Raw genomic sequence first — 15,598 nt, 5'->3', positions numbered from 1 at the left:
ATTCTACCCTTTTGTTACTTAAAATACGAAGCGAAATATTTTTGTGTGAGTTAAATTTTGAAATTTGCGCAGTTTTGAAAATTTGGTGCTAAATTTAGTGATAAATTTAAAAAACCCCGCGAAATTCGCAGGGTTAGGGGAGTATGAAATTATTTTAGGAAGGCTTATTTTTTATCTTTTTTAAGCTCTTTTTGCGCCTCTCTTTTTTCCTTGCGCTCTTTTAAATTTTTAGCCAAATTTGACTTTTGCTCGCTGCTTAGCACACCAAGCAAAGCCTCGATGACACCAGCTTCGGCGGTGATTTGCTCGGTAAATTTTTTGCTATTATTTTCGATAAATTTTGCTTTGTCAAAATTAGCGATATCTTCTAGCAAATTCTCGCGTGGCTCTGATTTTTTGGCGATTCGCGCTTCGTTTGCCTCAAACATTATTCTGCGCACCTTCGCCCATTGCTCATCGCTTAGATCAAGGCGTGGAAGCTCGCGCATAATCGCGCCTGTGTAGCGGTCATTGTGCCCCATTTTGTGGAATTTTTTCATACCTTGGCCAAATTTCGCTCCCTTTGCTTGGCAGTTTTTCATATCGCCAGCGCACGGCATTGCACCACCTTTGAAATCCTCGTGGAAGCCGCCCTTAAATCCGCCCATTTTTGGCATTAAATTTGGAGCGCATTTATGCTGGGCGTTTGCGCATGGAAGCGGAGTTTGTCCGCCTTGCGGATCTTGTGCGAAAGCCCCAGTTGCCAAAACAGCGCACGCTAATGATAGAACTAACTTTTTCATTTTTTCTCCTTTACTTTAAAGTTGGCGTGATTATACGCGCGCAAACTAACCCCAAAACCCACGCGTTGCTAACCGAAGCTAACTTTGGCAGAAATTTACGATAAATTTGGAGTTTTGAAATACTGCGCCGATATGCTCGCTATTGTCATTGCGAGAAACGGCGCAAGCCGTTTCGTGGCAATCTACGAGCATAAAATTCCTTGCGCTAAATTTGCTGTCATTGCGAGCCGACACCTAACTACTAAAATTTTAAATTCGCAGTTTGCAATTCGTTTCCTTTATTTGATTTTAAAGTAAATTTCTTGTTTTTCATCATAAACAAATATTCTTGGCTTAATATCATTTGCCTCAAAATAATCAGGTATTTGAACGGATTTTGAAAGCATATCTTTGCTAACTTCCATATATGATATTTCTTCATCGTGATTTAAATGTTTTTGTTGCACTTCATAAGAATACATTGCAGGCATATTAGAAAACATTATATGAGCCCCTTTTTTAGTAATTAAACGATATTCATCATTGATTTTAATAACTTTTTGCAAATCCGAATATAATTTTTTGGTTTCATCATCAAATTTACAAGTAACATAAAAATATACAGAATCAAAATGCGAAAGCGTATAGCTAACATACTTTTTACAAGTTTTATAAAATTTATCTCTTTGTTTCTCTAAAATCTTATCATACTCCTTTGTTAGCTTTTCTATCTCATCATCGCTTTTATCTAGTGCTTTAAGTTTAGCGTTATAATGACTTTTTAGGTAATACAACTCATAATTTATCAAATCATCTTTCATCGCTTTTATAATGAAAGGTTCTCTAAAAAATAACAAAACTATCGGTAAAAAATATATCACCATCAATATAGCGATAAATTTAAAAAATTTTTTAACAAATTTACGCAAATTCTGTTTCACTTTTTTATAAATTTTATAAAATTCACGCCATTTTCGTGCGAATAGGCGATTTTGTAGCCGTTTAAAATCGCTGTTTTTTGTATGATAAATAGCCCAAATCCATACCCGCTCGAACTTTTATGGCGCACGCTTTTATCCAATTTCCAGTTTAGTTCCAGCTCGCCGTTCGCGCTAGAAATGTCCTTGGCTAAGGGCTCGCCGCTGTTTTCGAAAACTATCGCGCCATGCGTGGCGTAAATTTTAATCTCGTGATTTGGCGAGTAATTCAGTGCGTTTTCGATTAAATTTTTAAGACATATCTCCCACAGCTCGGCGCTTCCATAAATTTTAAAATCGCGCGCTAAATCAATGCAAATTTTATCATTTTCGCGCAAATTTAGCTTTTCGCGTGTGCGCTCAAAAACCTCGCCAAAGCCCATTTGCTCGCACTCTACCGCCTCGGAGCTAACCAGACTTTCAAGAAGCCTGAAATTTTCTAACTGCTCGTTTATCTGCGCAAAAAGCCTAGCCAAATTGCCCTGATTTTGCGGGCTGGGAGCGTTTTTTAGGTAAAATGCGCCCTTGGCAAGGGGCGTTTTCATCTCGTGCATAAAGATTTTGTTAAACATTTCTCTGGTGCCAAGAAGCTGTTTTATGCGCAAAATCGCGCTATTATAGGCGTTTTGGATACGAGAAATTTCTTTATAATCGCTTTTGATTTCCAAAATTTTAAACTCGCCGTTTTTTAAATTTAGCAAATTTGAATAAAGCAAATTTAATGGCGCCAAAGCCTTATTTAAAAAGAAAAAAAGTAGTGCCAAAATACCTAGCAAAACGCAGAAAAAAATGTCGAAAACCGCGAAATCTCGGTCATTATCCAAGGCGCGCAAAACCATATAATTAATCGGCGTGTATATGAAAAACAGCTCCTCGCGCCCTGATTTTACGATCTGATAGCCGCTATTTTTATCGCCGAAACTCTCGATGATTTTGGCGTTTTTGGTGCCGAAATTTTCGGCTAAAACAAAGCCGTTTTGCGCCAAAATTTCATCGCTTGGCAAGCTAGCGTTTAAAAGCTCTTCTTGGAAACTTTGCAAATTTAGCCGTAAATTTAGGCGCAAAGTCTCTTTGTAGCGATAATCCTTCCAGCTATGCACGCCAAACCACAAAAAAACTACCCCCAAAAACGCTACCAAAAAAAGTATCAAAATGCGCCTGAAAATGGACTTTTGTGCGCTGTTTTGCAGACTAGGTTGCGCTGAATACTGCGCCGAAATTTTTGCACCCTTTTGCGTATCTGTCTGCGCCGAATTTTGCGCCAAATTTTGCTCGCTATTTGGCAAGGCGATACCCTCTGCCACGAAGCGAGATTATGTGATTTGCCTCGCTGTGAGGTTTGATTTTGGCTCGAATTTTGCTGATTATCATCTCCAAATTTTTCTCATTTGCCGATACAATCGAGGGCGAGGCGCGCAAAATTTGCTCCTTGCTCACAGCGGCTGGGAAGTTGCGAACTAGCTCGCCAAGCACTTCAAACTCAGCCAGCGTAAGCCCTAAATTTATGCCGTTAAATAGCACATCGCCTAGATTTTTATCCACGCTAAACGCTAAATTTTCGCTCTCTTCTTTAAAATCATTTGCCCTGCGCAAAAGCGAGATTATGCGCGCGTATAGCTCGTCTGGATCGTATGGTTTGGGCAGGTAGTCATCAGCCCCGATTTGCAGGGCGCTTACCTTATCGACGGTCGAGGCGCGCGCGCTCGAAACGATAACCGGGATTTTGCTTTTTTTGCGGATTTCTTTGCAAACTTCCAGCCCGTCCATGCCAGGAAGCCCCAGGTCCAATAAAACCAAATCAAACTGCGCCAAATCCGTGCTAATCGCCAAAAACGGATCCTCGCACGCCTCCACGCTAATGCCCCGCGAACCTAAAAATTCGGCTATCAATCCAGCAAACTCTGCGTCATCTTCGATCAAAAAAACTTTTACCATTTCTGCTCTTTAAATTTTGATATAAAACCTTAATTATATGTAAATTTTGTAAATTTGAGAGTTCTAAATAATAAAATTTATTAATTAGATACTTTTTATTTAAATTTATCGTTTATAATACCGCCGAATTTAAATTAAGAAAGGAGACATGAAAATGTCAAAAGTAACAAAACAACTAAACCAAATCCAAGCAGATGCACACGCGCTATTTGTCGCATTTCACGCATATCACTGGAATATCAAGGGTCTTCAATTCGCGCCAATCCACTCTTACACAGAGGAAGCTTACGATGAGTTTGGCGTGCTTTTCGATGACGCAGCTGAAAGAGCCTTGCAAATCGGTGGCAAACCAGTAATCAAAGCCGAAGAGCTAATCAAACTAGCCTCTGCTCCAATCGATCTAAAAGACGATTATAGCGCAGAAGAGGTGCTAAAAAATGTGAAAAAAGCCTATGAATATTTGCTAAAAGAGTTCAAAAAACTAGCCGAAATCGCAGACGAAGCAGGCGATATCGTAACATCAAATTTCGCACAAGACAAACTTGGTGGATATGAAAAACGCCTTTGGATGCTTGATGCAATGCTTGCAAAATAATCTTTGAAAACCTCAATAAAAGTCGCCAAATTCGGCGACTTGTGAAATTTGTGAGTTTTAGAATTTATCGTGCGTATTCGCGCCGTTTGTGTTATCCCACGGAAGTTTCGTTCCACCAAGGATATGAAAGTGCAGGTGCATGACCTCTTGGCCGCTGTTTTCGCCGCAGTTGCACACTAGGCGGTAACCTGTCTTATCTAGCCCCATTTTCACAGCGACTTCTTTGATAAAACTGCTAAGACCCACCATGACCTCTGGCGGGGTTACTTGGAAGTTTTCATAGCATTTTTTCGGAATTGCCAAAATGTGGATTGGCGCCCTTGGGCTAATGTCGTGAAATGCCAGAAAATCGTCGTTTTCTAGGACTTTGTTGCATGGAATTTCGCCTGAAACAATTCTTTCGAAAATATTCATAATAAATCCTTTTTGGGTTAAAAAATCAGGGCGAATTATAGCTAAAAATTTCAAATTTATGAATTTTTACCTTGTTTTTATCAATTTTTAACTACAATCGCAAAATTCATTTTTTTACAAAAAGGATAAATTTTGCAAGAAATCAAAGCCAAAATCGAAGCAGCCACTAGCTTAGATGAAATCGAAAAAATCCGCCTTGAATTATTTGGCAAAAAGGGCGTTATCACCGAGCTTTTCGCTCAGTTAAAGTCCGTCCCTGCCGAGCAAAAAAAGGAATTTGCAAAAGAGGCAAACCAAAAGCGAGATATTTTTTCCGAGCTAATTGGTGCGAAAAAATCAGCCTTGGAGGCAATCGCGCAAAAAGAGGCGATGAAAAAAGAGGCGATCGATGTTACGCTATTTAACGAAAATGTCGCTAGCGGGGCACTTCACCCTGTAATGGAGACTATGGATAAGATAATCGATTATTTTGTATCGCAAAATTTCAGCGTAGAATCTGGTCCGCTAATCGAAGATGATTTTCACAATTTCGAAGCGCTAAATTTACCGAAATACCACCCAGCGCGCGATATGCAAGATACATTTTATCTAAATTCAGGCGAGCTTTTGCGCACACACACTAGCGGCGTGCAAATCCGCACAATGGAGAAATTCAAAACTCCGCCAGTGCGTATGATAGCCCCAGGTGCGGTATTTAGACGCGATATGGATTTGACACATACGCCGATGTTTCACCAAGTAGAGGGTTTAGTCGTCGAAAAGGGCGCAAATGTGAGCTTTGCAAATTTAAAATACATTTTAGAGGATTTTTTGCATTATATGTTTGGCGATGTAAAGGTGCGATTTCGCCCTAGCTTTTTCCCATTCACCGAGCCTAGCACAGAGGTTGATATTAGCTGTATTTTCTGTGGCGGATCGGGCTGTCGTGTTTGCAAACAAACTGGCTGGCTAGAAGTGCTAGGAAGTGGCGTGGTAGATCCAAATGTGTTTAAAGCGGTAAAATGGAGCGATGTGAGCGGATATGCCTTTGGGCTTGGGGTCGAGAGATTTGCTATGCTACTTCATAAAATTCCTGATTTGCGCTCACTTTTTGAAGGCGATATTAGATTATTGGAGCAATTTAAATGATAATAACGAAAAATTGGTTACAAGATTGGATTGATTTAAGCGAAGTCTCATCAGAAAATTTAGCCCTTACGCTAAATTCGATTGGTTTAGAGGTCGATGCGCACACTCGCATGAATATCCCAAATTTGGTCGTCGTGGGGCTTGTTAAAAGCAAAAGACGCCACGAAAATTCAGACCATTTAAATGTCTGCGAAGTCGATGTCGGCGAAAAAACGCTCCAAATCGTGTGCGGAGCCAAAAATGTCGATGCTGGGCAGTTCGTAGCAGTAGCACTCGTGGGAGCGAAGCTTCCTGGCGGATTGGAGATTAAACCAGCCAAGCTTCGTGGTGAAGAGAGCTTTGGTATGATTTGTTCATCGACCGAGCTTGGGCTTCCTAAGACCTTTGACGGGATTATGATTTTAGACGAAAGTATCGGCGAGCTAATCCCTGGCAAGGCGTTAAATGAGTATGAAATTTTTAACGACGACATAATCGAGATTGAGCTTACCGCAAATAGGGGCGATTGCCTTAGTATTTTAGGTATCGCGCGAGATCTTAGTGCTGGGTTAAATTTAGCGTTGAAAGAAAAAGTCGAGTTCAAAGACCCTGAAAATGCCCCGGGAATCGGTAGAATTCTAAATGTCCATACAAACGCCGAAAGCAACGCGAGATTTTCGTTTCGCGCCTTTGAAGCAAAGAAAAATTTCGGCCTTTCCTTCAAACACATTTTGCGTCTTGCGATTGCCGATTTGCTAGGCTCTTGCGCTGTGCAAAACTATTTAGCTTATGTTACACACGCGACGGGAGTTTTGCTAAGGGCGTATGATTTCGAAAAAATCGCTAATGGAAGCGAAAAAATTTCACTTGACATTAAACAGCTACAAAACGGCGAATTTGGCGTGTATTGCGGTGAAAAACTGCTAAGTATCGCTGGAATTTGTCAAGATGAAAATTTCAAAGCCTGCGATGAGGCAAAAATCGTAATCATCGAGGCAAACTACACCAAACCCCTTGTCATCGCAAAAGCCATAAACGAAAACAAAAGCCTGAAAGGCGACGAGCAGGTTTATCGCTCATCTCGTGGTAGCGAGCCAAGCCTTGGCGTGGGCACAGATCTTTTATTTCGCATTTTGGGCGAAAATCCTTCGATTTTGCCGTATGCTGGCGCGCAAAGAATTTCGAGCGCGTATGAGCCTGTAACGATTAGATTTAGCGACAAAGAGATTAATAAAATGATTGGCGCAGATATTTCGCGCGATCAAATCGTAAAAATTCTAAAAAAACTAGGATTTGATATCAGCATAGAGGCTGATTTCATCAACGCCAAAGTTCCGCATTTTAGGCACGATGTGCTAAATGCACACGATATTTGCGAGGAAATCGTGCGAATCGTAGGCATTGATAATATCGCCTCAGCACCGATGAAATTCGAGGAAAAAACACGCATAAACGAAACTTATATAAATTTGCAAAATTCACGCAAAGTGCGCAAAAAAGCGGCTGCTTTGGGATTTTTCGAGTGCGTGCATTATGTCTTTGACGATAGCAAAATTTTAGCCTCTCTTGGATTTGCGCCGTGCAAAAAAGAGATTTTAAACCCGATCAATAGCGAGTTAGACGCGCTTCGCCCAACGCTGATAAATCATCTTTTGGCTTCATCTGAGCGAAATTTGAAAAATTCGAAAAAAAGCGTCAAACTTTTCGAGCTTGGCACGGTTTTTGACGCTGAGGGCGTGCAATCGCAAAAACTGGGATTTGTCGCAAGCGGACTAAAAAACGAAAGCTCTATCGCAAACGGCGCGAAACCTGCGGCTGTGGATTTTCTATACTTTGCGGGATTAATTCAAAGCGTGATTGGCAAATTTAGCGTGAAAATTCCAGAGCAAAAAATCGGCTTTTTAAGCGAATTTGAACAAGCCCTAATCGAGCAAAATGGCGAAATTGTGGGCTTTATAGGGCGCGTAGATGGCGATGTGGAAAAAAGTCGCGATTTAGAAAAAACATATTTGTGCGAGATTGATTTTGAAAAGCTAAAATTTGAAAGAATCATGGCAAATGCTTATTCGAAATTCCCTAGTATTTCGCGCGATTTAAGTATTTTGGTGCCAAATGACCTTAGATTTGAGAAGATTAAAGAGGTTATAAGCTCCCTTAAAATCGACGCTTTGAAGGAATTTTTGCCGACTGATTTATACAGAGACGAAAGCCTAAAAGATAGCGCAAGTTTGACAATTAAATTTAGTTTCCAAGACGATAATAAAACCCTAGAAGATGACGAAGTAGCGGGCTTTATGGATAAAATTTTACAAGCATTAAATCAAAATTTAGGATTAGAATTACGATGAGAATTTTCGCTCAAAAATCGCCATTAAATGCCGAAATTTCAAATATCGGCTCAGATAAATCGATCTCTCATAGAAGCGCAATTTTCGCGCTTCTATCGGATAGGACAAGCAAAATTTCAAATTTTTTGCTAGCTGAGGATACGCTAAATACGCTAAAAATCGTAGAGGCTCTGGGCGCAGAGGTTAAGCGAGTGGGTGCTTTGGTCGAAATCACGCCAAAAGGCGCGATAAAAGAGCCAAATATGCCATTAGAGTGCGGGAACTCAGGCACTACGATTCGCCTTTTTATGGGGCTTTTAAGCTCGGTTAAGGGATTTTTTGTCCTAAGTGGCGATAAATACCTAAATGAGCGCCCAATGCGCAGAATAGGGGGTCCCCTAAGCAAAGTAGGGGCGAAAATTTACGGCCGTGATAATGCGAACAAAGCTCCGATTGCAATCGAGGGAAACAGGCTTGAATATTTCGAATTTGATAGCAAAATTTCATCTGCTCAGGTCAAAACCGCTATGATTTTAGCCGCCCTTAATAGCAATGGTTGCAAATTTAGCGAACCTGAGCTAAGCCGCGATCATAGCGAAAAAATGCTAAAAGCTATGGGAGCGGATATTAGCACAAACGGCCTTGAACTGCGTGTAGAGCCACTACGCGCGCCACTTAAACCGCTTGAAATTTTCGTGCCAAACGACCCAAGCTCGGCGTTTTATTACGCTGTGGCAGCCTCGATAATCCCGGGCTCACATATCGTGCTAAAAAATATGCTTTTAAATAAAACTCGCATAGAAGCTTACGAAATTTTAAAGAAAATGGGCGCGAAAATCAGCTACAAAAAAACCGATGAAATTTACGAAGAAATCGGCGATATCGAAATTTCTTACGCCCCGCTTCACGCCGTAGATGTTAGCGAAAATATCCCGTGGATGATAGATGAAGCCCCAGCCCTAGCCGTGGCGTTTGCCTGCGCGCAGGGCAAAAGCACTCTAAAAAATGCAAAAGAACTTCGCGTCAAAGAGTGCGACCGCATAGCTGTCATGGTCGAGGGATTAAAGGCGTGTGGCGTGAAAGCTAGCGAGCTAGAAGATGGCTTTGAAATCATAGGCGGTGGAGAAATGAGCCCAGCAATCATCACGCCTCATGGCGATCACAGAATTGCGATGAGCTTCGCTATTTTGGGGCTTAAATGCGGTATGATGATAGAAGATGCCAAATGTATCGCGACATCTTTTCCAAATTTCAGCGAAATTTTAAAACAAATCGGAGCTAGCGTTGAGGATTGAAATGGCCAAAAGCTACGGCTTTTGCTTCGGGGTAAAAAGAGCGATTAAAATCGCAGAAAACGCAGGCGAAGCCTCGACGATAGGCGAGCTAATCCACAACGCAGAAGAGATCAATCGTCTAAGGCAAAATTTTGGCGTTAAAACCCTAAAAGACGCTAGCGAAGTAAGCGATGAAAAAAAGCTCATAATCCGCACACACGGTATCCAAAAAGAGGATTTGACGCGCCTAAGAGAGCAAAATAAAGAGCTCATTGACGCAACCTGCCCCTTTGTGACCAAACCACAGCAAATCGTCGAAAAAATGAGCGATGAGGGGTATGATATCGTGATTTTTGGCGATAGCAACCACCCAGAGGTAAAAGGGGTGAAATCCTATGCTAAGGGCAGAGTTTTTGTGGTTTTAGAGCCAAGCGAATTGGACGAGATTAAGCTAAATTCAAAGGTTGCGGTAGTTTCGCAAACTACGAAAAAAATCGAAAATTTTGTCAAAATCGTGGATTATTTAATGCAAAAATCGCGCGAGGTGCGTATTTTTAACACAATTTGCAACGCAACGCTAGAAAACCAAGAAGCAGCCGCCGAGCTAGCCAAAAAAGCCGATATTATGATAATCGTGGGTGGCAAAAATTCATCAAATACAAAGCAGCTTTTTTTGATTTCGCAAAGCTTTTGCAAGGATAGTTATTTGATCGAAAACGAAGACGAAATCGAGCAAATTTGGTTTAAAAACAAAAATTTATGCGGGATTTCGGCTGGGGCTAGCACGCCTGATTGGATTATCAAAAAAGTCGTTGAAAAAATCGAAAAAATATCAAAATTTTAAAATTTCATCTCAAATTTAACATATCAAAATTTAAAAAAATTTAGTTGATTAAAAGCAAAATTTAGGTAAGATTTAGTTTTTAGCATTTTTGTTAAAAATGTAAATAAATTTAAAGGAAGCTTTATGGCCGAGGTGAACGAGAAAGTTCAAAATCACGCAGATGAAGATTTTGCGAAATTGTTAGAAGAGTATGACAACCAAAAATCACACGATGAGGTAGTCACAGGTAAGGTTATCGCTGTTAAAGACAACGAGATTTTCGTAGATGTGGGTAGAAAGCTAGAAGGAGCTTTGGATGTATCCGAAGTGAGCGACGCCCAAGGAAACTTGTGTGTAAAAGTAGGTGATGACATTAAAGTCGCGATAATCGGAAGTAGAGGTGGTCGCCCGGTCGTATCATATAGAAAAGCTATAAAAAAAGAAAAAGTTAAAGCGTTTATCGATTCTTACGATGAAAATGCAGAAAATGTATATGATGTCAAAATCGTCTCTTTTAACAAAGGCGGTTATGTTTGCGTTAGCGAAGATGATGTTGAGTTTTTTATGCCACGCTCTCAAAGTGCGCTTAAAAACCCAAATGGCGCTATCGGCAAGACTTTTAAAGTAAAAGTTCTAAAAGTAAATGAAGATGAGCTAAGTATCGTGGTTTCACGCAAAAAATTGCTTGATGAGGATCGCAAAGCTAGCAAAGAAATCATCGAAAAAATAGTAGCTACTGAGGGTGTCATCGAAGGCACAGTCAAGAAAATCACAACTTATGGTATGTTTGTCGATGTAGGCGGCGTAGATGGTCTAGTTCATTACAGCGAAATTTCATATAAAGGCCCTGTAAATCCTAGCTCGCTTTATAAAGACGGCGACAAAGTCCCAGTCAAAGTCGTCAAATACGATAGCGACAAAAAACACCTATCTCTTTCAATCAAAGCTGCAATGCCAGATCCTTGGAACGAGATCAAAGACAGCCTAGAAGTCGGCGACACAATCCGCGTAAAAATCAGCAATATCGAGCCTTATGGCGCATTTGTTGATTTAGGCAACGATATCGAGGGATTTTTGCACATTAGCGAAATTTCATGGGATAAAAATATCAAAAATCCAAAAGACTTCATCAGCGAGGGCGAAGAAATCGATGTAGAAGTCGTAGAAATCAACCCAGATGAAAGAAGACTAAGAGTAAGCCTTAAAAACTTGCTTCCAAAACCATTTGATGAATTTTTGGCAAAATACAAAGTCGGCGATGTGGTAAAAGGTGCAATCACAACAATCACAAATTTCGGCGCATTTGTTAGAATCGACGGCGTAGAGGGTCTTTTGCACAATGAAGACGCTTCTTGGGATAGAAACGAAAAATGCAAAAATTTATTCAAAATCGGCGATGAACTAGAAGTCAAAATTATCAAAATCGACAACGATACACAAAAAATTTCACTAAATCGCAAAGAGCTAGGCGATAGCCCGATTAGCGATTATGCGAAATCTCACAAACAAGGCGATGTCGTAAAAGGTAAAATTCGCGATATCAAAGATTTCGGAATCTTCGTAGAGTTAGAAGGTGGCGTAGATGCGCTACTTCGCAAAGAGGATTTGGGCGATAAGAGCGCAGATGAGATCAAAATCGGCGATGAAATCGAAGCTGCGATTGCATTTATCGACGAAAAGAAAAATCGTATTCGCCTAAGTGTTCGCAGACTAGCTCACCAAAAAGAGCGCGAGCTTTTAAACGAAGTAAATAGCGATGACGAAAAAATGACTTTGGGAGATCTTATCAAAGATCAACTAAAATAACCCCGCTTGCAAGGCAGTTTTGCCTTGCAACTCCACATACAAAATAGGAGAAATTTATGAAAACTGTAATAGTTTGCGACGCAATCCACAATATAGGTTTTGAACTTCTCTCAAAAGAATCAGATATCCATGTAATCGACGCTACCGATGTCCCAAAAGACGAGCTTTACGGCATGCTTGGCGATGCAGATGTAGCAATCACTAGAAGCTCGACTGCGGTAGATGAGAAATTCTTAAATTCAGGAACTAATCTCAAAGCTATCGTGCGCGCTGGCGTGGGCGTGGATAACTGCGATATCGACGGCTGCTCGAAGCGTGGAATTATCCTTATGAATGTCCCTACGGCAAACACAATCGCCGCCGTGGAGATGACCATGTGCCACCTGCTAAATGCCGCGCGAAAATATGTAAATTCGTGCAATGATTTGAAAATCAATCGCATTTGGAAACGCGAAAAATGGTATGGTACCGAGCTATACAAAAAAAGCTTAGGCATTATCGGTTTCGGCAATATCGGCTCTCGCGTGGGTGTGCGCGCACTTGGCTTTGGTATGAGCGTCATCGCGTATGATCCATATATCGATCCAGAAAAGGCCACGAAACTAGGCGTGAAATATACTACGAATTTCGACGATATCCTAGCGTGCGATTTCATCACAATCCATACGCCAAAAAACCGCGAAACTATCAATATGATCGATGAGCCACAAATTGCGAAGATGAAAGACGGCGTGCGCCTCATAAACTGCGCACGCGGTGGATTATACAACGAAGCAGCCCTAGTAAAAAACCTAAAATCAGGCAAAATCGCATATCTAGGCATAGATGTTTTCGACAAAGAACCAGCCACTTCGCATGATTTCTTAGATATCGAAAATTTAACCGCCACTCCGCACCTTGGCGCGAATACTTTGGAATCACAAAGAAATATCGCGGTCGAGGCCGCAGAGCAAGCTATCAGCGCAGCACGCGGTATCAGCTACCCAAATGCGCTAAATTTGCCTATCAAATCCGAGGACTTACCAGCCTCAATCGAAGCGTATGTGGATTTGATATCAAAAATGGCTTATCTAGCCGCCCAAATCAACAAAGGTCCGATAAAATCTATCAAAATCGAGGGTAGCGGCGAGATTTCGCAATATCTAAATTCAATGCTAGTTTTCGCTATCGTGGGCGCACTACACGATAGTTTGGGCGATTCGCTAAATTATGTCAATGCAAAATTCCTAGCCGATGAGAAGGGTATCGAAACCGAGTATAAAGAGTGCGTGGGCAGTATCTACAAAAATGAGATTGGTGTTACGATTATCACAGACAAGGACACTTCGAGCGTCGTGGGCACGGTCTTTGACGGCAAAGAGGGTCGCATCGTAAATGTCAATGGATTTAAAACTGATTTCAAGCCAAAAGGCAAGATGATAATCTTTAAAAACACCGATGTCCCTGGCGTCATCAAAAACATAAGCACGATTTTAGCCGATGAGAATATCAATATCGCTGACTTCCGCCTAGGCAGAGGCGAGGACGGCAACGCACTAGCCGTGATTTTGGTCGATTCTCAGGTGCAAAAATCAGTCCTCGAAAAGCTTGCTAAACTCGACACTTGCCTCATGGTGCGCTACGCATCGCTATAAATTTAGCCAAATTTAATGTAGGGGTTATAATAACGATTTTATTATAACCCCAAAAGAAAGCAATATGATAAAAAATTTAGAATTTTCTTAGTTTTAATCTGTATTGCTATGGGAAAAAATCTCCAAACATTTAATTCATAAAAATTTAAAATTATATGAAATTTTGCTAAAATATTGACACTAAATTTAAAATTTGTAGATTGTCACGCAATTAAATCATTGTTCGTTATGACAAAACTAGACGCAAATTTAATTCTAAAATTTGCACTTAAAAGGAGCTTAAAATTTAAAATTCAGCCAAATTTCAGTGCAAATTTTAATAACTAAATTTTGCTTTAAAATTCCCAAATTTAGGCTATTTAAAGCGCAAAAAATCCCTCGTAAATCATAGCATTTTACATATATGTATGTAAAATGAAATCTATTTACAAGGAGGAAACCATGAGAAAAGGTTTCACTATGATCGAGTTGATCTTCGTTATCGTTATTCTAGGTATCTTAGCAGCTGTTGCTATCCCAAGACTTGCAGCTACGAGAGATGATGCTGAGGTTTCAAAAGTAGTTACAAATGTCGCTACTGCTGTTAGTGATTTGACAGCTTATTATACATCTCATAATAACGGCTTTGCTGCTAAAATCGATGATATGACAAATACTACAAAAAGTGGTAATGTCCAAGCGAAAGGTAACAGCTGCGTTGCGATTGGCACAACAACAGATGGTAATGTTACAGTATCTCCTGCTGCTGATTGTGGTAGCACTGCTATCGTAGCTGGCGTAAATAATGCACTAAGCAAATCAGGCATGCTAACAGCTGATAAAAAGATGAAACATCACCAAGCTGGTGGTAGCGCAGTAGAGTGGTAGGATTATAATCCGATTGGATTATACTTTGATAACTTTGGCTCGGAGGCTTCGGCTTCCGAGCCTTTTTTATTTGTATAATTTAAAAGATAAATCAAATGATAATTTTAGATAATAGTGCTTATAAAATAATAGGTGAAAAATTTGTTAAAGCTTATCTGGAACGAGGTTTTGGACAATTTAACAAAACCGATATAGAAATTTTACTTTTTCGTTTCATAAAAGAAAATATAGATAACGCGTCTAATTATGAATTATCAAATTTTTTAAAAATATCAGAAACAAGGGTTAAAAATTTAGAACTTAACGCTTCTTTGCGATACGGTGAAATAAACGATGAAAGACATATAGAAATTTTATTTGATATTTTTAAAAGATTTTTAGAAAAAGGGAAAGCACTAAGTGATAATGAAAAACAAATAACATTTTTTTTAGAAAAAGAGATAGAAAAAAGAGAGCTTCAACACGCTCTTAAAAGTCGTGGTTATGTGCCGGCGGAATACGGTATAAATAACGAGATTATCAAAGTTGATCCAGAAAAATTTTTAATCCTTATGTCTGAAATTTTCAACGAATTTGGCGATAAAGGTGAATTATATAAAGGATTAAAAGAAAACCAAAAACTAAATGAAAAATATGAAAAAGAATTCCAAGAAATCATAGATAAATCTACAAGCATAGGAGAAAAATTTAAAAAACTTTTCGCCTATATTTCGGATTGTATCTTTGAAAGCCAAGACAAAGTTGAAAATCTAACTAAAATTTATGATATTGCCAAATCGCTTCTTAAAGTATTTAATAAATGATTTAAATTTGTTGTAGGGCTGATTTGATTTATTTTTCCATAATCTTATTTTTACTATCAATCTTTTTAATAAAATTTTTGCGCACAAAGACCTCATTGCTCTTGGCTTGCGTTTTATGCTTTGCGTATATAATACTGCTTTTAATCGATTATCTTTTTGTGAAATACACAGGAAATTCGCTTACATATTTTTCATTAAATTTATTTAAAATTAGCATTGTTGGCGCCCCTATCGCGACATTTACAAAGCAGATTATCACAGTGGCTTTGGTAATT

At 39.7% G+C, this 15,598-nt stretch carries 14 protein-coding genes; 9 read left to right on the top strand and 5 right to left on the bottom strand.

Annotation, left to right across the window (positions count from 1 at the left end):
* Window positions 1–164 precede the first annotated feature (164 nt).
* The 4 genes from OFN67_RS03570 to OFN67_RS03555 all read right to left on the bottom strand — a co-directional run bounded on the left by OFN67_RS03570 (window position 165) and on the right by OFN67_RS03555 (window position 3,673).
* Window positions 165–782 (bottom strand): hypothetical protein, encoded by a 618-nt coding sequence (locus tag OFN67_RS03570; protein ID WP_270868432.1) that lies wholly within the window; start codon window positions 780–782, stop codon window positions 165–167.
* Window positions 783–1,060: 278 nt separating this feature from the next.
* Window positions 1,061–1,582 carry a hypothetical protein gene (locus OFN67_RS03565; protein ID WP_270865912.1) on the bottom strand — a complete coding sequence of 174 codons (522 nt, stop codon included), beginning with the start codon at window positions 1,580–1,582 and terminating at the stop codon, window positions 1,061–1,063.
* A 116-nt stretch (window positions 1,583–1,698) separates the two neighbouring features.
* Window positions 1,699–3,042, bottom strand: a complete 1,344-nt coding sequence (locus OFN67_RS03560) for a hypothetical protein (protein WP_270873964.1) — start codon at window positions 3,040–3,042, stop codon at window positions 1,699–1,701.
* Complete coding sequence (locus tag OFN67_RS03555; protein ID WP_270865572.1) at window positions 3,014–3,673, bottom strand: response regulator transcription factor; 660 nt, start codon at window positions 3,671–3,673, stop codon at window positions 3,014–3,016. Before OFN67_RS03555 ends, OFN67_RS03560 begins: the two co-directional genes overlap by 29 nt.
* 154 nt (window positions 3,674–3,827) lie before the next feature.
* Between OFN67_RS03555 and OFN67_RS03550 the strand changes: the two genes are divergently transcribed.
* Window positions 3,828–4,268 (top strand): Dps family protein, encoded by a 441-nt coding sequence (locus OFN67_RS03550; protein WP_270858336.1) that lies wholly within the window; start codon window positions 3,828–3,830, stop codon window positions 4,266–4,268.
* Window positions 4,269–4,325: 57 nt separating this feature from the next.
* Here OFN67_RS03550 and OFN67_RS03545 read toward each other — a convergent pair whose 3' ends face one another.
* Window positions 4,326–4,682, bottom strand: coding sequence for a histidine triad nucleotide-binding protein (locus tag OFN67_RS03545; protein ID WP_270865914.1), 357 nt, complete (start codon window positions 4,680–4,682; stop codon window positions 4,326–4,328).
* A gap of 132 nt (window positions 4,683–4,814) precedes the next feature.
* Between OFN67_RS03545 and pheS the strand changes: the two genes are divergently transcribed.
* The 8 genes from pheS to OFN67_RS03505 all read left to right on the top strand — a co-directional run bounded on the left by pheS (window position 4,815) and on the right by OFN67_RS03505 (window position 15,323).
* Window positions 4,815–5,810: a phenylalanine--tRNA ligase subunit alpha gene (pheS, locus tag OFN67_RS03540; protein ID WP_270868429.1), complete on the top strand. Its 996-nt coding sequence runs from the start codon at window positions 4,815–4,817 to the stop codon at window positions 5,808–5,810.
* A complete protein-coding gene (pheT, locus tag OFN67_RS03535; protein ID WP_270868428.1) occupies window positions 5,807–8,137 on the top strand; it encodes a phenylalanine--tRNA ligase subunit beta in 2,331 nt (776 codons plus the stop codon). Before pheS ends, pheT begins: the two co-directional genes overlap by 4 nt.
* Window positions 8,134–9,411 (top strand): 3-phosphoshikimate 1-carboxyvinyltransferase, encoded by a 1,278-nt coding sequence (gene aroA / locus OFN67_RS03530; RefSeq protein WP_270868427.1) that lies wholly within the window; start codon window positions 8,134–8,136, stop codon window positions 9,409–9,411. Before pheT ends, aroA begins: the two co-directional genes overlap by 4 nt.
* Window positions 9,401–10,234, top strand: coding sequence for a 4-hydroxy-3-methylbut-2-enyl diphosphate reductase (locus OFN67_RS03525; protein ID WP_270865917.1), 834 nt, complete (start codon window positions 9,401–9,403; stop codon window positions 10,232–10,234). The genes aroA and OFN67_RS03525 overlap by 11 nt, the downstream gene beginning before the upstream one ends.
* Before the next feature lie 123 nt (window positions 10,235–10,357).
* On the top strand, window positions 10,358–12,019 hold the full coding sequence (locus OFN67_RS03520; protein ID WP_270868426.1) for a 30S ribosomal protein S1: 1,662 nt from the start codon (window positions 10,358–10,360) through the stop codon (window positions 12,017–12,019).
* Window positions 12,020–12,075: 56 nt separating this feature from the next.
* Complete coding sequence (serA, locus tag OFN67_RS03515; RefSeq protein ID WP_270865567.1) at window positions 12,076–13,653, top strand: phosphoglycerate dehydrogenase; 1,578 nt, start codon at window positions 12,076–12,078, stop codon at window positions 13,651–13,653.
* Window positions 13,654–14,112: 459 nt separating this feature from the next.
* Window positions 14,113–14,520 (top strand): type II secretion system protein, encoded by a 408-nt coding sequence (locus OFN67_RS03510; RefSeq protein ID WP_443101030.1) that lies wholly within the window; start codon window positions 14,113–14,115, stop codon window positions 14,518–14,520.
* A 95-nt stretch (window positions 14,521–14,615) separates the two neighbouring features.
* The gene (locus tag OFN67_RS03505) at window positions 14,616–15,323 is read left to right on the top strand and encodes a hypothetical protein (RefSeq protein ID WP_270868424.1); all 708 of its coding nucleotides are present in this window, start codon (window positions 14,616–14,618) and stop codon (window positions 15,321–15,323) included.
* Window positions 15,324–15,598: the final 275 nt, after the last annotated feature.

The sequence above is a fragment of the Campylobacter sp. JMF_11 EL3 genome (genome assembly GCF_027736965.1).
Classification (GTDB): Bacteria; Campylobacterota; Campylobacteria; order Campylobacterales; family Campylobacteraceae; genus Campylobacter_B.
This window is presented reverse-complemented; position numbering and strand designations above follow the sequence as displayed.